Here is a 17,937-nt window from a genome sequence, read left to right as displayed (position 1 = left end):
CGGTGTGCGGCTAAAACCACAATTGGGGTACTGCCGCCCCGGGGGGCCCCCCGGCCCGCGGGGCCCCCACCCCCTCTCACTGCCGATCCGCTTCGACGCGCACGATGTGCGGGCCGATGGCGGCACCCGGCAAATCGAATTGCATCGCGAGCGCGTCATCCTGCATCGCGCGGTGGCCGGCATGCGAATGGCCATCAAGGTGCAGGTCAGCGACTTCCGTGGCATCGCCTGCCGCGGGCTCGACGACGGCCGGATGCTGATGCTGGTGCATCGCGACCCGTCGCTGTCGGTGCCGCTCTGTATCAGCGACGACGCCGAGGAAATCGACGCCGTGCGAACGCTGTGGAGCGAGATCCTCGAGCTGCCGCTGCTACCCGACGACACGCCGCGCGAACCGGCGCAGCGTCGCCGTCGCCATTGCATCATCAGCCGCCGTCGGCCGCGCTTCCTGGTCCGCCGCCGCACTGGCGCGCTGCTGAACGCACCACGGAATTACGCGGGCGAACGGGAAATCATCGCTCGCACGTGAGCGACGCCAATTGCGGCGCCTGACTGACCTATGGCGCTTGAGTTCCCCGGGCTACGGCAACAGGCCTTACTGAGCCCTGCAAAAGCGTTCCAAGCGGCCGTATCCGACGCAAGGTCGATGCGGCCGTTTTCGACTGTCTTACAAAGTCGAAAACTGAACGCGAAAGCGACCGTCTGTGCGGGTGGAACCTCCACCCCACCGTCGCCGTTATCAGCCGAAGCCAGTCATGGGCCGCCGGTAACGAGGCAGTGCGCGGTCCGATCAGACAATGCCGCTCGCCTGTTGCGAGTGGAGACCATCCGAAACTCCCAATAATTGAGCCTCTCGACAGGGAGGCACGAAAAGTCGATGGCGCCTCACAGCGGTGAGCGGCTCCCAGGCGGCTTGCAAAGGTTAAGTGTGCCGGACAACATTCCGAACTCCGATGTCGACCTGACGAATTGCGACCGCGAGCCGATCCATCAGCTTGGTGCAATTCAGCCCTTCGGGTTTCTGCTGGCGCTCTCCACCGACTGGTTGATCCAGCGCGCCTCGACAAACGTCATCGATTTTTTCGGAATTTCGGCCGAGGACATGCTCGGCACCCATGCGTCTGACCATCTCGGCATCTCGGCGGTCCATACGCTGCGAAACCGGCTGACGCTGCTACGCGGCCTCGACGCCGTAGAGCGCGTATTCGGCTACGAACTGCCGGGGAAGTCGCAGCGTTTCGACTTTGCCGTTCACGTTTCGGGCCGCACCGTCATTGTCGAGGCCGAGCCCTGCGCAGGCGAAAGCCAGCCCGACACCGCCAGCACCATCCGGGCGATGATCTCGCGGCTGGACTCCACGCCGGACGAAAAAGCTTTCCTGCACGAAGGTGCCCGGCAGGTCCGCGCCCTCACCGGCTTCGACCGGGTGATGGTGTATCGTTTCGATGCCGATGGCTCCGGCACGGTGGTGGCCGAAGCCGCTCGCTCCGGCATCGGCAGCTTTCTCGACCTTCGGTATCCCGCCTCCGACATTCCGGTGCAGGCGCGCCAGCTTTATCTGCGCACCCCGTTCCGCATCATCGCGGATGTCGACGCGCCGCCGACGCCGATCTATCCGCAGCTCGACGAGCGCGGAACGCCGATCGACCTGTCGCTGTCGGTGCTGCGCTCGGTGTCGCCGATCCACATCGAATATCTGAAGAACATGGGCGTGAGCGCCTCGATGTCGATCTCGATCGTGATCGAAGGCAGGCTGTGGGGCCTGTTCGCCTGCCACCATTATAACGGGCCGCGCCTGCCGAGTTTCGAGCGCCGCTCGATCGCCGAGCTGTTCGGCCAGATGTTCGCGTTGAAGCTCGAAGGCCGCGAGCGCAAGGCGATGGCCGGCTACGAGAACAATGCACGCGCCGCGAGCGACCGGCTGCTGGCGGCGATCGCCGGCGACTCGACCCTGCTGGAGAATCCGGACTGGCTCGGCTCCATGCTGCACGACACGGTGCCGAATGATGGCATCGCGATCTGGATGGACGGTCGCGTCGCGCTGGACGGGCTGACGCCGCCGACCGGCGAACTGCGCACCATTGTCCGCCGGTTGAACGCCATGGCGGCCGGGCGGATCTTTGCGACCGACCACCTCGCCGATACGATCCCGTCGGCCGCCGCCTATGACGACGTTGCCGCCGGCGTCCTGGCGATTCCGATCTCGCGCACGCCCCGCGACTACGTCCTGCTGTTCCGTCAGGAGCAGATCCGGACCGTGACCTGGGCGGGCGATCCGCAGAAGCCGGCGAGCTACGGCCCGCACGGCGCCCGACTGACGCCGAGACAGAGCTTCGAGGCGTGGAGCCAGGAGGTCCGTGGACGCTCGCAGCCGTTCTCCGAAGCCGAGTTGCGCGTCGCCGAGATGCTGCGGATCTCGATGATCGAGATCATCCTGCGTATCACCGACGAGGCCCAGGAAGAACGGCGCCGCGCGGCCGAGCGCCAGGACCTGCTGATCGCCGAACTCAACCACCGCGTCCGCAACATCCTGGCGCTGATCCGCGGCCTGCTGCGCCAGTCGCGCGAGCCGGGCGAGTATCATCCGGCGCTCAACATGCTGGATGGCCGCATCCAAAGCCTGGCGCGAGCGCATGATCAGATCACCAAGGACAATTGGAGTCCCGCGCCGCTCGGCATGCTGATCGAAACCGAAGCCGCGGCCTATCTCGGCGGCAAGCGCGACCGCGTCGAACTCGCGGGCCCCGATGTGTTACTTCAACCGCAGGCGTTCACGACGCTGGCGCTGGTGATTCACGAGCTGATGACCAACTCGGCAAAGTACGGCGCGCTGTCGGACAGCGGCCGGGTGCGAGTCGACTGGTGTCTGGACATCGACGGCGATCTGCGGATCGAATGGCGCGAGCACGGCGGACCGCCGGTGCGGCCGCCGACCCGCGAAGGGTTCGGCTCGACCATCATCAATCGCTCGGTCCCGTACGACCTCGGCGGCGAAGCCCGTGTGCGCTACGAATTGGCCGGACTGGAGGTCGATTTGTGCGTGCCGGCGCGCCACGTCAGCGAGAGCGCGATCGTGAGACCGCCGGTCGTGCCAGGCACGGTCAGCATTGCGCCCGGAAAGACCCCGATTGATCCGAACACGTTGTTGAGCGGCGCGGCGCTGTTGGTCGAAGACAGCCTCATCATCGCCATGGACGCCGAAGACATCCTGCACAGGCTCGGTGCAGCACGCGTCGCCACGGCCGCAAGCGTCTCCCAGGCACTGGCCGAGATCGATCGCGACACGTTCGAGATCGCGCTGCTCGACGTCAATCTCGGTCAGGAGAGCAGTTTGCCGATCGCAGAGCGTTTGGGCGAACGCGGTGTGCCGTTCATGTTCACCACCGGTTATGGCGAGCAAATGCAGCAGATCGATCGGCACAAGTACGTGGTGGTGGTCAACAAGCCCTACGACCTCGCCGGGATCACTGCGGCGATCCGCAAGGTGCTGGGGAAGTAATCGGCGCGGTGACGCTTAGGCCGTCATCGTCCGGACGACCGCGTCGGCAACGAGGCCGATGAACAGCAGAAGCCCGGCGTCGCGATTCGACTTGAACAGCTTCAGGCACAGCGGCGAGTTTCGGATGTCGAGCCGAACGATCTGCGAGGCGAGATGCGCGGCAAACACCGCCAGCCCGATCCAGGCAAACCAGCCGGAGTTCGCCAGCCACAACGCGGTGCCGATCAGCGTCACAGAGATCCCGTAGAGCACCGACAATGCGGTGTGTGTCTTGGCACCGAACAGCAGTGCGGTCGACTTGATGCCGACCAGCAGATCGTCTTCGGCATCCTGATGCGCGTACATGGTGTCGTAGCCGACCACCCAGGCGATCGAGCCGGCATACAGCACGAAGGGCACCACATCGAGCCGAGCGAAGGTGACGGCGAAACCCATCAACGCGCCCCACGAGAACGCGAGGCCAAGTACGATCTGCGGCCAGTAGGTAATCCGCTTCATGAACGGATAGGCCGCGACGATGATCAGCGACGCAATGCCGGTCGCGATCGCAAACGGGTTGAACTGCACCAGCACCGCAAGGCCGATCAAACACAGCATCACCATAAACACGGCGGCCTGCCGGGCGGTGACCTGCCCCGAGGGGATCGGCCGCGACCGGGTGCGCTCGACCTTGCCGTCGAGATCGCGGTCAGTGATGTCGTTCCAGGTGCAGCCGGCGCCGCGCATGACGAAGGCGCCGACGAAGAACAGCGCGCAGATCAGCGGCAGGTGATTGAGATCGTGGGCCATACCGGCGGCCAGCGCCGCCGCCCACCAGCACGGCATCAGCAGCAGCCACGAGCCGATCGGGCGATCGAACCGGGCGAGACGCAGATACGGCCGCGACCATTCCGGCGCATGGCGATCGACCCAGTTGCCGGTGGAATCGGCAACCGGCGCCGTCGCGCCGGTGATCGGGAGGCCGGTCATCTCTGCAGCACGTTTCCGTTCAGGGTGTCGAAGGTCGTGCCGCCGAACTTCTTGGCCGAAGCATTCGCCTCTGGCGCCGCGGTCGAGGAGCCCAGCACGTCGGCGAGGCTCGGACCGGCCGGACCACGCTGCTGCTGCTGGGCCGCGATATCGCAGACCTTCTTCTGCATGCCGCTGGTGTTCTGATGGCCCTTCTTCAGCTGATCGGCGATTTCGCCCGGAATGCCGCAGCGCTTGGAATTGCTCACCACATAGCTGATCATCTTGGTCTCGGAGGCGGCGAACGCGGTGATCAGCTTACAGGCCTCGGCGGCCGGGGCCTTGCGCTTGCCGGCGGCCTGAATGGCCGCGCCGCGCTTCTCGGCTTCCTGCCGCAGCTTGACGAATTCGTTCATGCACTCTTCGCCGGCGGCCTGCTGCCCCATCGGCGCGGCCTGGGGCGGCGGCGCAAAACCGCCTCCGCCGCCGGCGATCGGCGCTGCGCCGGCCGTCGGAAAGGCGCTGCTGCCGCTGACGGGCGGAAACGGCGAGGGCTGGGCCGCGGCGGGCGCCGCGGATTGATTCGGCAGCGGCGCCGGAAACGGGGAGGACGCCGCCTGGCTCGGCAGCGGGGCCGGGAATGCGCTTTGCGCATTGACCGGCAGGCTGTGCATCGCGATGACGGCGGCGACCGTCGGCACAATCAAACGGCGGATGATCAAAGGTTGCTCCTCCGGCAAGGTTCGATGGTCTCCAACTGTCCCAAGAAACAGAAAAGGATCTTGAAAGAGACGGCAACAGATCCGTCTGGCGCGCCGGGGCTTTCCGCCGCCCGCGCCTTTTACGATTCCCACGGCCCCTTAACAACCCGTCGAATAGGGCGGCAGCGCGGCGGTTCGCCACGTTTAGCTGCTGATTTTGCTGGACCTTTGGATTAGAACGGCGCGGAGCCTCGCCATGTCACGCTATGAATTCCGCAGTCCCCGGCTGTTCGTCGACGCCGACCTCGCCGCCGGCGCGCAGGTGGCGCTGGATCGCGACCAGAGCAATTACCTCGGCAACGTGCTGCGGCTCGCCGCCGGCGCCCCCGTGCTGGCCTTCAACGGCCGCGACGGCGAGTGGCGCGCGGTGGTGGGCGGCCGCAAGCGCCCGGAACAGCTGGAGATCGCCGCACAGACCCGGCCGCAGGACCGGTTACCCGACGTCACCTACGCGTTTGCGCCGCTGAAGCACGCCCGGCTGGACTATATGGCGCAAAAGGCGGTGGAAATGGGCGCCGGCCGGCTCCAGCCGGTGCTCACCCAGCATACCCAGGTGCACCGCCTCAACACCGAACGGATGCGGGCCAATGTGATCGAGGCCGCCGAGCAATGCGGCATCCTCAGTCTGGCCGGTGTCGAGGAACCGCTCGCGCTGGAGCGCTGGCTCGCCAGCCGGATGGAGAGTGGCCGATTGCTGGTGTTCTGCGACGAGGACGCCGAAGTCGCCGATCCGGTCGCCGCCCTGCAGGGCGCAAAGCCGGCGGCGGCGCAGGGCATCGACCTGCTGGTCGGCCCCGAAGGCGGATTTTCCGGCGGCGAGCGTGACCTGCTGCTGCGGCAGCCGTCGATCCTGCGGCTGGCGCTCGGCCCACGGATCATGCGGGCCGACACCGCCGCAGTGGCGGCGCTGGCGCTGGTGCAGGCGGTGCTCGGGGACTGGGGGCATTAGGTATATTCGACCATTCGCAGCCGGCCGGCGCGCCGCCGCCGTCGGATCACGGTCGAAACTGTCATTCGGCCGTGTTAAGGGCTGCGCCGACATCCATTTGCCCCTCCCTCAACCGGGATCGCTGGAATTTCGACCATGACCAAGACCGCCGCCACTCGCGCGACCGGATCCGCCGAGTGGGCGGAAGCGCTGCTGCAATCCTTCGCCCAGGCCGGCTATGTCCGCGCCGAGCCGGCCATCTTGCAGCCGGCGGAACCGTTTCTCGACCTCTCGGGCGAGGATATCCGCAAGAGCCTCTATCTCACCACAGACGCCAGCGGCGAAGAGCTGTGCCTGCGGCCGGATCTGACGATCCCGGTGGCGCGCGACTACCTCGCCTCGGCCGACGCCGGTCAGCCGACCGGGTTCTGCTATCTCGGCCCGGTGTTCCGCCAGCGCGGCGGCAAGCCGAGTGAGTTTCTGCAGGCCGGCATCGAATCCTTCGGCCGGCAGGACCGCCCCGCGGCCGACGCCGAGATGCTGGCGCTGGGGCTGGAGGCGACCGCTGCGTTCGGCGTCGGCGACGTCGATATCCGCACCGGCGACGTCGCGCTGTTCTCGGCGCTGATCGATGCGCTTGGCCTCTATCCGGTGTGGCGGCGGCGGCTGATGAAGGACTTCAACCGCAAGGTTGACCTCGCCCAGGACATCGAGCGGCTGACGCTCGCGACCTCCAGCGCCAACGAATATGAGGGCGTGCTGGCGGCGCTCGCCGGCTCCGACCGCAAGGCGGCGCTGGCGCTGGTCACCGACCTGATGTCGATCGCCGGCGCCACCACGCTGGGCGGCCGCTCGGTCGCCGAGATCGCCGACCGCTTCCTCGAACAATCGACGCTGAAGAGCGGCGCGCTGCCGCGCGACGCACTGCAGAAGATCAAGCGCTTCCTCTCGATCAACGGCGATCCCCGCGACGCGTTGAAGCAGCTCCGCAGCCTCGCGGCCGATGCCCAGTTGGCAATTGATCCGGCGATCGATCAATTCGAAGCCCGGATCGGCTTCATGGCCGAGCGCGGCATCGATCTCACCCGGGTCCGGTTCTCGACCTCGTTCGGGCGCGGCGTCGATTACTACACCGGCTTCGAATTCGAGCTGCATCGCATCGGCAATGGCGACGATCCGCTGGTCGCGGGCGGCCGCTATGACGGGCTGATGAGCCAACTCGGCGCCAGCGCCCCGATCCCCGCCGTCGGCTTCTCGATCTGGATCGAGGCGATGATTCAGACCACCGGAGGTGCCGCATGAGCGCGCCGTTCGTTCTTGCGGTCCCGTCCAAGGGCCGCCTGCAGGAAAACGCCGAAGCCTTTTTCGCCCGCGCCGGCATGGCACTGACCAAGCCCGGCGGAGCGCGCGACTATCGCGGCACCGTCGCCGGCCTCCCCAATGTCGAGGTGGCGTATTTGTCGGCCAGCGAGATCGCCGCCAATCTGGCGCGCGGCGCGGTGCATTTCGGCGTCACCGGCGAGGACCTGCTGCGCGAGAACATCGCCGAGGCGGACACGCGCGTGCTGCTGATCGACGGGCTTGGCTTCGGCTACGCCAATGTCGTGGTCGCGGTGCCGCAGGCGTGGATCGACGTCCGCACCATGGCGGATCTCGACGACGTCTCGACCGGCTTCCGCGCCCAGCACAATCGCCGGATGCGCGTCGCCACCAAATACATCAACCTGACTCGAGGCTTCTTCGCGCAGCACAACATTGTGGACTACCGGATCGTCGAAAGCGCCGGCGCCACCGAGGGCGCGCCCGCGGTCGGGACCGCCGAGATGATCGTCGACATCACCACCACCGGTGCGACGCTCGCCGCCAACGGCCTCAAGGTGCTGGACGACGGCGTCATGCTGCGCAGCCAGGCCAATTTGGTCGCCTCGCGCGAAGCCGACTGGTCTGCCGACGCAAGGGAGACCGCGCGCGTCATCCTCGACCAGATCGCCTCGCGCGCCCGCGCCAGCAAATACAAGGAAGTCCGCACCCGTTTCGCCGGCTGCAACGACGCGCTGCTGGCCGAGGCGCATCAGCGCTTCGGCGTGGTCTCGCCGTTCGGCGGCCCGACCTCATCGGGCATGCTGACGCTGCACTGCCCGCCCGCACAGCTTTACGGGCTCGGCAGTTTCCTGCGCGAACACGGCGCCGACACCGTGTCGGTCGCCTCGCTCGACTACGTGTTCGACAAGGACAATCCGCTGTTCAGCAAACTTGCAGCCTTTCTGGGGCATTAAAGCCGGCTGCGCGGCCGCCTCGCCGGTGGCGACAATCCGGCGCCGTCGCCATATGACTATGCAGATCGCCGAACTGGACACAAAGACAGCCGGAACCGACCGATGAAGCTGGGGAGCGACCTGTCAGGGCTGAATGCCGGAGCGAACGCCGCTGCGCCGGGGCTGTCGATCGTCGTGCCGGTGTTCAACGAGGCGGCCGGGCTGCAGGCGTTGCACAACCGGCTGTCGACGCTGTCGATGACGCTGCGCCAGCGCTACGGCCTGGCCTGCGAGGTCGTCTATGTCGACGACGGCAGCGCCGATGCCACGCTGAGCATCGCCCGCAATCTTCCGGCCGATGGCATCGACGTCCAGGTGCTGTCGCTGTCGCGTAATTTCGGCAAGGAAGCCGCGCTGCTGGCCGGGCTCGATCACGCCCGGCGCGGCGCCGTGCTGTTCATGGACGGCGACGGCCAGCACGCGCCGGAGCTCGCCGAGAAGCTGGTGTCGCACTGGATCGACGACGGCTACGACGTGGTGTTCACCGCCAAGGCACATCGCGACAACGAGCCGCGGCTGCGCCGCACTGCCGTGCGCGGTTTCTACGCGCTGATCAATTGGGGCGCGCGCACCAAGATTCCCGAAGATGCCGGCGATTTCCGCCTGCTGTCGCCGCGCGCCGCTGCAGCCCTGAAGCAGCTGCCCGAGCGCAACCGCTTCTTCAAGGGCCTGGCGACCTGGATCGGCTTCCGCCAGTTCCGCGTCGACTACGAGCCCGAGCCGCGCGCCCACGGCTTCAGCACCTTCAGCGCCAGCCGGCTGATCGGCCTGTCGATCGAAGGCCTGACATCGTTCTCGGTGGCGCCGCTGCGGATCGCCAGCCTGCTCGGCGTGCTGCTGGCGCTCGGCGCGTTCCTGTTCGGGCTGTCGATCCTGTGGGAGACCTGGATCGACGGCAAATCGGTGCCGGGCTATCCGTCGCTGATGGTCGGCATGATGACGATCGGCGGCGTGCAACTGCTGATGATCGGCATCGTCGGCGAGTACATCGGCAAGATCCTGTCGGAGCTCAAAGCGCGGCCGATCTACTTCATCGCCGAACACAGCGTCCGCCAATCCGACCCGGGCGCGAGCGCCGCCCGCAGCGAACAATCCGCTGCCGAATGAGCGAGGCTGCGCCGCGGCGGATCTGGCTGTGCGCCGACGATTACGGCATGAGCCCGGGCGTCAACCGCGCGATCCGCGACCTGATCGCCAGGCACCGCATCAACGCCACCTCGGTGATGATGGTCGGCCACGCGATCGACCGCGACGAGGTGCGGGCGCTGATCGATGTCGCGGCCGCCAATCCGGATTGCGCGATCGGCCTGCATGCGACGCTGACGGCGCCGTTCTCGCCGCTGACCATGCACTATCATCCGCTGCATGGCGGCATCTTCCTGCCGCTCGGCCGCAAGCTGCGCGGCACGCTGCTGCGCCGGCACGATCGCGCCATCATCGCCACCGAACTCACCGCACAGCTCGAAGCCTTCGCCGAACGCTTCGGCCGGATGCCCGACTACGTCGATGGCCATCAGCACGTGCAGCTGTTTCCGCAGGTGCGCGATGCCTTCGTCGATGTGGTGAAGACGCTTGCACCCGACGCCTGGGTACGGCAGTGCGGCCGTTCGCAGCCGCTGGCGCGGCGGCTCGGCTCGCCGAAGCCGCTGTTGCTCGACGCGCTGAGTGCGCCGTTTCGCCATCGCGCCGCACGCGCGGGGCTCGCCTTCAACCCGGGCTTTTCCGGCGCCTATGACTTCGCCCGCGACAGCGATTTTGAATCGCTGATGGCGTCGTTTCTCGACGGCCTGCCGGACCGCGGCCTGGTGATGTGCCACCCCGGCTTTGTCGATGACGTGCTGATCAGTCTCGACCCGTTCACCGGTCAGCGCGAACGCGAACACGCGTTCCTTGCCGGCGACCGTTTCCCGGCGCTGCTCGACGCGCACAACGTAGCGCTGCTGCGCCGCGCCGACCGGTTCTCCACGACGCCCTCTCCTACCGAAAATTAATCCGCACGGGCCTTATGGCCGCCCCGCCGTGTTCCTACATTTTTAGCCACTCATGCCCGCTGCGCCGCATCCGGCGGATCGCGCTGCGTGAGCAACGGACGCTGAGGGAGATCATCATGACACCGCAAGAACGTCAGCTTGTGGACGATTTGTTCGAACGACTCGCCCGTCTGGAATCCGCCCCGCGCGATCCCGACGCAGCCGCGGCGATCGCCCAGGGACAGCGGATCGCACCGAACGCGATCTACGGGCTGGTGCAGACGGTTCTGGTGCAGGACGAGGCGCTGAAGCGCGCGCATGAGCGCATCCAGCAGCTCGAGGCCGGCGATCGCGCCCCCGAGGGCAATCCGGGTGGCGGCTTCCTCGACACCATGCGTGACGCGATCTTTGGCCAGAATCCGAACCAGGCTTCGCAGCGCGGCTCGGTCCCGAACGTGCCTCCGCCAGGTGGCGGCAGCCGGCCATCCTGGAACACCGGACAGGTGTTAGGTCCGCAGCAGGGTCAGTACACGCCGCCGGGTAGCGGCTACGGCGGCCAACAAGGCGGCGGCTATGGCGGCCCGCAGGGCGGCGGCGGCTTCGGCGGCGGTGCGCCGTCGCCGGTCGGCGGTGGCGGCGGCTCGTTCCTCGGCACCGCTGCGGCCGCGGCCGCGGGCGTGGTCGGCGGCTCGCTGCTGCTCTCCAGCATCCGCGGCATGATGGGCGGCGGCCATCAAAGTATGGCCGATCAGTCCGGGCTCGGCGGCGGCCAGAATCCGTGGGGCGGCAGCGGCGATCAGTCGGGCGGCAGCCTGGCGCAGCAGGCCGGCCTCGGCGACATCGGCTCGCAGCGCGGCGGCGTCGACGACAGTTCGCGCTACGGCGCGGTGGATCAGGGCACGAACGAGTCCGGCCGCAGCGATGACTACGATCGCATGGCCGATGCCGGCTACGACCATGACGACATGGACGACGGCTTCGACGACGGCGGCGGCGACAGCGACTTCGCCTGAAGCTGATCGACGCATCAATATCGCAACGGCCGCCCAACGGGCGGCCGTTGTCGTTGCAGCCGCGATCAGATCACGACGACGCGGGCGCCGACATTGACGCGGCCGTAGAGGTCGATGACGTCCTCGTTGCGCATCCGGATGCAGCCGGACGACACGTTGGTGCCGATGGTCCAGGGCTCGTTGGAGCCGTGAATGCGATACAGCGACGAGCCGAGATACATCGCCCGCGCGCCGAGCGGGTTGTCCGGTCCGCCCTCCATGAAGCGCGGCAGGTCGGGCCGGCGCGCCAGCATTTCCTTCGGCGGCGTCCACGACGGCCATTCGCGCTTGGCCGAGATCGTCTTGACGCCCGACCAGGTGAAGCCGGGGCGACCGACGCCGATGCCGTAGCGCAATGCGCGACCGTCACCCTGCACCAGGTAGAGGAACTTGTTGGGCGTATCGACCACGATCGTGCCGGCCTTCTCGTTGCCCTGATAGTCGACCACCTGCTTCTCGTATCTCGGATCGAACGCCGGACGCGCCGGGTCGATCGTCTCGGGCTGCCGCATGCCCTGCATCTGCGGATCCATCGGCGGCAGCGACTGGCCGCGGCGCCCCTGATAATAGGTAGACGGATCCGGCTCGTAGTATTGCGGCCGCGCCGGCTGATCGCCGTCGCTGAACAGAAATTCGATGAAGCCGCCGCCCATATTGTTGCGCTGGGCCGAAGCGGTGCGAACCGGCAATGGCTGCGGCGTCTGCGGCGCCCCATAGATCACCGTCGGCGAGGACGGCGACTGCATCTCATAGGCCGAGGCGATCGGCAGCCCGGCGGCGAGGCACGACACACCGGTCATCAAGCTAAGCGTGGTTTTCCTGAACATCGACGTACTCTGAACTGTTTCGTCGGAATGCGCCCAAAGGCGCCGGTGAACGCAACGGATCTGAAACCAAAACCGGATCGGTTTGGTAAACGAAACCGCGTTCAGGATTCACCACGTCGCAAAACAGCGCCAATCCTGGAGATAGCGTTTATTTTCGATGAACCGCGCGCGGCCATGGTTAATACCAAGTATGCGCGGCGCCGCGGTCCGCCGAGTTGTTAGTTCCCACCGGCAACGCACCGTTAAACAGATGGCATTACAAGGGCGTATTGCCGCCAACGGGATGAGCCGATGTCAAGTCAACGCAAGCGCTTCCGGATCGAAGAACTCACGCTCGGGAGCGCGCCGCCGCTTGCGCCGATCGACTGCGACAACGGTCCGACCCATCACGACATCATGTCGGAGCTGCGCGCGATCCGCGCTCAGATCGTCGGCGGCGGCGGCCAGCCGATCCTGGCGAGTGGCGTCGGCACGCAGCAGATCGAATCCTCCACGGCGGAAGAAGTCGCCGAAGCGCGGGCGCTGCTGGCGCAGTACCGCGCCCAGATCGAACAGTGCGAGAAGCTGAAGGTCGAGCTCGATCTGATCCACAACGCGATCGACCAGACCAAGCGCGAGATCGCGGTGCTGCACAGCAAGAGCTTCAGCGGCGAAGAGATGGCCAAGGTCAACGGCGAACTCGGCGCCGTCGTCGGCGGCACCGAAGAGGCGACGCAGCAGATCCTCGAAGCCGCGGAAGCGATCGACCAGGCCGCCACCGCGCTCGGCAAGGTGACTTCGGCCGATCAGCAGAAGGCGCTCAGCGAGGAAATCCAGGAGCGCGTGATCTCGATCTTCGAGGCCTGCAATTTCCAGGACCTCACCGGCCAGCGCATCAGCAAGGTGATGCAGACCATGAAGTTCATCGAGCACCACATCGTGGTGATGATGGACATCTGGGGCGGCGTCGACGCCATCAAGGCCCACGTGCCGGCGGTGGTCGACAATCGCGAAGGCGACGCCAAGCTGCTCAACGGCCCGCGCGCGCTCGGCGACGACGGCCACGCCTCGCAGGACGACATCGACGCGATGTTCAATTGATCCTGCAGGATCGATCAAGACGACATCGAAGAGCCCCGATTCTGGCCATCAGAACCGGGGCTCTTCTATTTTGACGGCACGATACTCAGACCTAGCGACGCTCCATCGCCGGCGGTGGCTTGATCAGCAGGAAGCAGACGGTGCCGGCGAGTGCCGCCAGCATGCCGATCTCGATCACAGCCGCGTCGGAAAACCGCTCGACCGCGGCGGCGACCACGAACGGCGCCGAGGCCTGCACGAACAGCGCCGGCCGCGCGATACGCCCGATCACCCGGCCATAACCTTCCGGCCCGAACATCAGCAGCGGCAGGCCGCCGCGGGCGATCGTCATCACCCCGTTGGCGGCGCCGAACGCGATGCAGAACAGCGCCGCCACCGTCACCGACACCCCGACGAAGGCCAGCATCGCGAACGCCGCGCCCATCAGGGCGATCGCACCGCGCGCGATCCACAGCGGATGGGTCCGGCCGGCCAGAAGGAAATCGAGCAGCCGGGCGGCAACCTGCGCCGGCCCGAACAAGGCGCCGACCGTCACGGCGGTGGCGCCGCTTAACCCGCCGCGCTCCAGCATCGCCAGCAGGTTCGAGGTCACACCGGACAGGATCAGGGCATGCAGCGCGAACGCCGTCGCCAGCAACAGGAACGGCCGCCCTTCCGGCCGCAGCGCCTGCTGCGGCACGGGATGCGGGTTCGAAGGCAGCCCGCCTTCGCTGCGGGCCGCGGCCCGCGGCAGCGCGAAGCCATGCAGCGGCGCGACCACGAAGGCGAGCACGGCCGCGAACACCAGATAGGTGCCACGCCAGCCGACATGCTGCAGCAGCAGATGCGTCGCCGGCCAGCCGACCGTCGAGGCGAAGCCGCCCGCAAAGGTGACGAGAATGATCTGCCGGCGCGCCGAACTGCCGAACAGCCGCGCCAGCGTGGCGAAAGCCGGGTCGTACAGGCTCGACGCCATCGCGGCGCCGATCAGCGCCCAGCCGACGAAATACAGCGGCCAGGCGTCGCCGAGTGCGATAAGCGCCATGCCGAGCGCGCCGATCAACGCGCCGGGCGCCATCACCACATGGCCGCCGTGGCGATCGATCAGGCCGCCGACGATCGGCGACATGATGCCGGAGATCACCAGCGCCAGCGAGAAGCCGGCCATGCCGAATGCCAGCGTCCAACCGCGATCCGCCGTGAGCGGCGGCATGGTCAGCACCGGCGGATAGATCAGGATGCCCCAGCACAGAATCTGGGTGAACGCCAATACGACGACCGCGCGTCCTGGACCAGCCAACAGGCGCCGCAGTGCGATCATGACGTCATGGCGTCAGCCAGTCTCCCGCGCCTTGGCGGCACCGCCTGATCGGCGATGCATCGGTCGCGCTTGTTCAGCAATCAGGCGCGCGGAGAGCAGCGCACATACACCATGTTGCCGTAGCGGGTGCCGGCATCCTTGTCGAGGAACCGCGTCACCAGGACGCGACCGTCGAACGAGACGATCTCGCGATCCTGCTCGCCGATCGGTCCGGCCGGGCCGATGTAGTTCTTGCCACCCGGGGAGCCCTTCAGCCGCAGCTCCTGCGGCGTCGCCTGGTCGGCCAGATGCATGATCACGCCACCGGAAGAGCCTGCGCCGATGACATAGGGATTCTTGCACTGCGACAGCGCCGCCTTTTCGGTGCGGGAGCGGTCCGCGGGATTCTGGTACGACGCCAGGCCCCAGCGCCCGACGATCTCTTCAGACCGGATGGTCGCCGGAAGTTCCGGTGGCGGCGGCGGCTCCGCGACTTCGACCGGCTGCGAGCCGCCGAATCCGCCAAACCCGCCGACACTGCCGCACGCGCCGAGGCCCATCGCCATCAGGGACGCGAACGCCAAATTGAGCGGCGCGCGTGCGTTGCGTGAACTGATCATAATTTCTCCCCGAGAGAACATCCCCATGCGCCCCGTCGCCACACAATCGTAAAATGCCGCGGCAGGCAATGCATTCGGCGAAGATCCAGCGCAGCGACTCGCCGCGAGAATCCTACATTCGCCTCACCAAGCTCTTAAGCCCTGAACCAGCCATGAACTCGGCGCCCTCAGCTTGACAGGAACTGCATCAAGCCATATTCGGAACGCACAATTAGCACTCTCGCAGCACGATTGCCAGTAACGCGGACTATCTGAACCGCGCACCGACTCGGCACGGCAAGCCGAGCACCTCCAGCACACAGCACAGGATCTTCCATGGCTAAGCTCAATTTTCGTCCACTCCATGACCGCGTCGTGGTGAAGCGGATCGACGCCGAAACCAAGACCAAGGGCGGCATCATCATTCCGGACTCCGCCAAGGAGAAGCCGCAGGAAGGCGAAGTGGTCGCCGTCGGCCCGGGCGGCCGCGACGAGACCGGCAAGCTCACCCCGATCGACGTCAAGGCGGGCGATCGCGTGCTGTTCGGCAAGTGGTCCGGCACCGAGATCAAGCTCGACGGTCAGGAACTCCTGATCATGAAAGAGTCGGACATCATGGGCGTGGTCGGCTGATCCCCCTTCACCAGATATCAGGAGAGAATTGAATGGCAGCCAAAGACGTCAAATTCGGTGGAGACGCGCGCGATCGGATGCTGCGCGGCGTCGACATCCTCGCCAATGCGGTGAAGGTCACGCTCGGTCCGAAGGGCCGCAACGTACTGATCGAGAAGAGCTTCGGCGCACCGCGCATCACCAAGGACGGCGTCACCGTCGCCAAGGAGATCGAGCTCGACGACAAGTTCGAGAACATGGGCGCGCAGATGCTGCGCGAAGTCGCATCGAAGACCAACGACCTCGCCGGTGACGGCACCACCACCGCGACGGTGCTGGCGCAGGCGATCGTCCGCGAAGGCGCCAAGGCTGTCGCCGCCGGCATGAACCCGATGGATCTGCGCCGCGGTATCGAGATCGCCGTGCAGGCGGTGGTCAAGGACATCCAGAAGCGAGCCCGTCCGGTCGCATCCTCGGCCGAAGTCGCCCAGGTCGGCACCATCTCGGCCAACGGCGACGCGCCGATCGGCAAGATGATCGCCCAGGCGATGCAGAAGGTCGGCAACGAAGGTGTCATCACCGTCGAAGAGAACAAGTCCCTCACCACCGAAGTCGACATCGTCGAGGGCATGAAGTTCGACCGCGGCTACCTGTCGCCCTACTTCGTGACCAACGCCGAAAAGATGACCGTCGAACTCGACGACGTCTACATCCTGCTGCACGAGAAGAAGGTCTCGGGCCTTCAGTCGATGCTGCCGGTGCTCGAAGCGGTGGTGCAGTCGGGCAAGCCGCTGCTGATCATCGCCGAGGACGTCGAGGGTGAAGCGCTCGCGACCCTGGTGGTCAACCGTCTGCGCGGCGGCCTGAAGGTCTCGGCCGTCAAGGCACCGGGCTTCGGCGATCGCCGCAAGGCGATGCTGGAAGACATCGCGATCCTGACCGCCGGCCAGTTGATCACCGAAGAGCTCGGCATCAAGCTCGAGAGCGTCACGCTCAAGATGCTCGGCCGCGCCAAGAAGGTGGTGATCGACAAGGAGAACACCACCATCGTGGGCGGCGCCGGCAAGAAGGCCGACATCGAGGCCCGCGTCTCGCAGATCAAGGCGCAGATCGAGGAAACCACCTCGGACTACGACCGTGAGAAGCTGCAGGAGCGTCTGGCCAAGCTCGCCGGCGGCGTCGCGGTGATCCGCGTCGGCGGCGCGACCGAGGTCGAGGTCAAGGAAAAGAAGGACCGTGTCGAGGACGCGCTGAACGCGACCCGCGCCGCGGTGCAGGAAGGCATCGTGCCTGGCGGCGGCGTCGCCCTGCTGCGCGCCAAGAAGGCCGTCGGCCGCATCAACAACGACAATGCCGACGTTCAGGCCGGCATCAACATCGTGCTGAAGGCACTCGAAGCCCCGATCCGGCAGATCGCCGAGAACGCCGGCGTCGAAGGCTCGATCGTGGTCGGCAAGATCCTCGAGAACAAGTCGGAGACGTTCGGCTTCGACGCGCAGAGCGAGGAGTATGTCGACATGCTCGCCAAGGGCATCGTCGATCCCGCCAAGGTGGTGCGCACCGCGCTGCAGGACGCTTCGTCCGTCGCGTCGCTGCTGGTGACCACCGAAGCGATGGTCGCCGAATTGCCGAAGGCCGACGCCCCGGCGATGCCGGCTGGCGGCGGCGGTATGGGTGGCATGGGCGGTATGGGTGGCATGGGCTTCTAAGCCCGCGCCCCTCCACCCTTCGCGATCGATCACCCAAGGCCGCCTCCGGGCGGCCTTGTTGCTTTTGGCCGCCTCCGGGCGACCTTGTTGCGTGGGGCGACCAAGTCAGGCTGTGATAGAGAGTGGCGGCAAAGCACATCCCGCGCCCCACCCCCTCCCGTCATCGCCCGCGAAAGCGGGCGACCCAGTATCCCAGAGCGTTAGCGATCAACAACGAGCTCTCTGGGATACTGGATCCCCGCATGCGCGGGGATGACGGCTGAGACTGGGGCGATCACCCGGACAATCGCCCGTTGACGCTGCGCCACCCCACCCCCTCCCGTCATCGCCCGCGAAAGCGGGCGACCCAGTATCCCAG

At 66.7% G+C, this 17,937-nt stretch carries 16 protein-coding genes; 11 read left to right on the top strand and 5 right to left on the bottom strand.

All coding sequences use genetic code 11. The features are described from left to right. Positions 1-22 precede the first annotated feature (22 nt). Positions 23-529, top strand: a complete 507-nt coding sequence (locus LPW26_RS24470) for a DUF6101 family protein (protein WP_238738367.1) — start codon at positions 23-25, stop codon at positions 527-529. Between the two features lie 399 nt (positions 530-928). Then, positions 929-3,499, top strand: a complete 2,571-nt coding sequence (locus LPW26_RS24465) for an HWE histidine kinase domain-containing protein (RefSeq protein ID WP_238738366.1) — start codon at positions 929-931, stop codon at positions 3,497-3,499. Between the two features lie 15 nt (positions 3,500-3,514). On the opposite strand, the gene ubiA is transcribed toward LPW26_RS24465, so the two are convergent. Both ubiA and LPW26_RS24455 read right to left on the bottom strand, forming a co-directional pair. Continuing rightward, a complete protein-coding gene (gene ubiA, locus LPW26_RS24460) occupies positions 3,515-4,468 on the bottom strand; it encodes a 4-hydroxybenzoate octaprenyltransferase (protein WP_238738365.1) in 954 nt (317 codons plus the stop codon). Beyond that, on the bottom strand, positions 4,465-5,169 hold the full coding sequence (locus LPW26_RS24455) for a hypothetical protein (protein ID WP_238738364.1): 705 nt from the start codon (positions 5,167-5,169) through the stop codon (positions 4,465-4,467). Before LPW26_RS24455 ends, ubiA begins: the two co-directional genes overlap by 4 nt. 235 nt (positions 5,170-5,404) lie before the next feature. On the opposite strand from LPW26_RS24455, the gene LPW26_RS24450 reads away from it, so the two are divergent. The 6 genes from LPW26_RS24450 (at position 5,405) to LPW26_RS24425 (ending at position 11,434) form a co-directional block, all read left to right on the top strand. Beyond that, positions 5,405-6,157 (top strand): 16S rRNA (uracil(1498)-N(3))-methyltransferase, encoded by a 753-nt coding sequence (locus LPW26_RS24450; RefSeq protein WP_238738363.1) that lies wholly within the window; start codon positions 5,405-5,407, stop codon positions 6,155-6,157. 135 nt (positions 6,158-6,292) lie between these two features. Then, positions 6,293-7,438, top strand: coding sequence for an ATP phosphoribosyltransferase regulatory subunit (locus LPW26_RS24445; protein WP_238738362.1), 1,146 nt, complete (start codon positions 6,293-6,295; stop codon positions 7,436-7,438). Then, a complete protein-coding gene (gene hisG, locus LPW26_RS24440; RefSeq protein ID WP_238738361.1) occupies positions 7,435-8,412 on the top strand; it encodes an ATP phosphoribosyltransferase in 978 nt (325 codons plus the stop codon). Before LPW26_RS24445 ends, hisG begins: the two co-directional genes overlap by 4 nt. 102 nt (positions 8,413-8,514) lie before the next feature. Continuing rightward, positions 8,515-9,558 carry a glycosyltransferase family 2 protein gene (locus tag LPW26_RS24435; protein WP_238738360.1) on the top strand — a complete coding sequence of 348 codons (1,044 nt, stop codon included), beginning with the start codon at positions 8,515-8,517 and terminating at the stop codon, positions 9,556-9,558. Then, positions 9,555-10,442: a ChbG/HpnK family deacetylase gene (locus LPW26_RS24430; RefSeq protein ID WP_238738359.1), complete on the top strand. Its 888-nt coding sequence runs from the start codon at positions 9,555-9,557 to the stop codon at positions 10,440-10,442. The genes LPW26_RS24435 and LPW26_RS24430 overlap by 4 nt, the downstream gene beginning before the upstream one ends. A gap of 116 nt (positions 10,443-10,558) precedes the next feature. Next, entirely contained in the window at positions 10,559-11,434 is an 876-nt protein-coding gene (locus LPW26_RS24425) for a DUF2076 domain-containing protein (RefSeq protein ID WP_238738358.1), read from the top strand. Positions 11,435-11,499: 65 nt separating this feature from the next. Here the strand turns inward: LPW26_RS24425 and LPW26_RS24420 are convergent, their stop codons facing one another. Continuing rightward, on the bottom strand, positions 11,500-12,300 hold the full coding sequence (locus tag LPW26_RS24420) for a L,D-transpeptidase (protein ID WP_238738357.1): 801 nt from the start codon (positions 12,298-12,300) through the stop codon (positions 11,500-11,502). Between the two features lie 291 nt (positions 12,301-12,591). On the opposite strand from LPW26_RS24420, the gene LPW26_RS24415 reads away from it, so the two are divergent. Further along, on the top strand, positions 12,592-13,380 hold the full coding sequence (locus tag LPW26_RS24415) for a protein phosphatase CheZ (protein WP_238738356.1): 789 nt from the start codon (positions 12,592-12,594) through the stop codon (positions 13,378-13,380). Between the two features lie 91 nt (positions 13,381-13,471). Here LPW26_RS24415 and LPW26_RS24410 read toward each other — a convergent pair whose 3' ends face one another. Continuing rightward, positions 13,472-14,680 carry an MFS transporter gene (locus LPW26_RS24410; protein ID WP_238738355.1) on the bottom strand — a complete coding sequence of 403 codons (1,209 nt, stop codon included), beginning with the start codon at positions 14,678-14,680 and terminating at the stop codon, positions 13,472-13,474. Between the two features lie 80 nt (positions 14,681-14,760). Beyond that, on the bottom strand, positions 14,761-15,279 hold the full coding sequence (locus LPW26_RS24405) for a hypothetical protein (RefSeq protein ID WP_238738354.1): 519 nt from the start codon (positions 15,277-15,279) through the stop codon (positions 14,761-14,763). Positions 15,280-15,594: 315 nt separating this feature from the next. Between LPW26_RS24405 and groES the strand changes: the two genes are divergently transcribed. Both groES and groL read left to right on the top strand, forming a co-directional pair. Beyond that, entirely contained in the window at positions 15,595-15,891 is a 297-nt protein-coding gene (gene groES / locus LPW26_RS24400; protein ID WP_054165399.1) for a co-chaperone GroES, read from the top strand. Positions 15,892-15,923: 32 nt separating this feature from the next. Beyond that, the gene (gene groL, locus LPW26_RS24395; protein WP_238738353.1) at positions 15,924-17,579 is read left to right on the top strand and encodes a chaperonin GroEL; all 1,656 of its coding nucleotides are present in this window, start codon (positions 15,924-15,926) and stop codon (positions 17,577-17,579) included. Positions 17,580-17,937 lie beyond the last annotated feature (358 nt).

It is taken from the genome of Rhodopseudomonas infernalis, from assembly GCF_022271405.1.
Classification (GTDB): domain Bacteria; phylum Pseudomonadota; class Alphaproteobacteria; order Rhizobiales; family Xanthobacteraceae; genus Rhodopseudomonas; species Rhodopseudomonas infernalis.
Note: the sequence above shows the minus strand (reverse complement) of the source record. Positions and strands in the feature narration are given on the sequence as shown.

Coding starts and splice junctions, on each gene's coding strand:
- ubiA (WP_238738365.1), bottom strand. CDS start 4,468: ATGACCGGCCTCCCGATCACCGGCGCGACGGCGCCGGTTGCCGATTCC.
- LPW26_RS24450 (WP_238738363.1), top strand. CDS start 5,405: ATGTCACGCTATGAATTCCGCAGTCCCCGGCTGTTCGTCGACGCCGAC.
- LPW26_RS24445 (WP_238738362.1), top strand. CDS start 6,293: ATGACCAAGACCGCCGCCACTCGCGCGACCGGATCCGCCGAGTGGGCG.
- hisG (WP_238738361.1), top strand. CDS start 7,435: ATGAGCGCGCCGTTCGTTCTTGCGGTCCCGTCCAAGGGCCGCCTGCAG.
- LPW26_RS24435 (WP_238738360.1), top strand. CDS start 8,515: ATGAAGCTGGGGAGCGACCTGTCAGGGCTGAATGCCGGAGCGAACGCC.
- LPW26_RS24430 (WP_238738359.1), top strand. CDS start 9,555: ATGAGCGAGGCTGCGCCGCGGCGGATCTGGCTGTGCGCCGACGATTAC.
- LPW26_RS24425 (WP_238738358.1), top strand. CDS start 10,559: ATGACACCGCAAGAACGTCAGCTTGTGGACGATTTGTTCGAACGACTC.
- LPW26_RS24420 (WP_238738357.1), bottom strand. CDS start 12,300: ATGTTCAGGAAAACCACGCTTAGCTTGATGACCGGTGTGTCGTGCCTC.
- LPW26_RS24415 (WP_238738356.1), top strand. CDS start 12,592: ATGTCAAGTCAACGCAAGCGCTTCCGGATCGAAGAACTCACGCTCGGG.
- LPW26_RS24410 (WP_238738355.1), bottom strand. CDS start 14,680: ATGATCGCACTGCGGCGCCTGTTGGCTGGTCCAGGACGCGCGGTCGTC.
- LPW26_RS24405 (WP_238738354.1), bottom strand. CDS start 15,279: ATGATCAGTTCACGCAACGCACGCGCGCCGCTCAATTTGGCGTTCGCG.
- groES (WP_054165399.1), top strand. CDS start 15,595: ATGGCTAAGCTCAATTTTCGTCCACTCCATGACCGCGTCGTGGTGAAG.
- groL (WP_238738353.1), top strand. CDS start 15,924: ATGGCAGCCAAAGACGTCAAATTCGGTGGAGACGCGCGCGATCGGATG.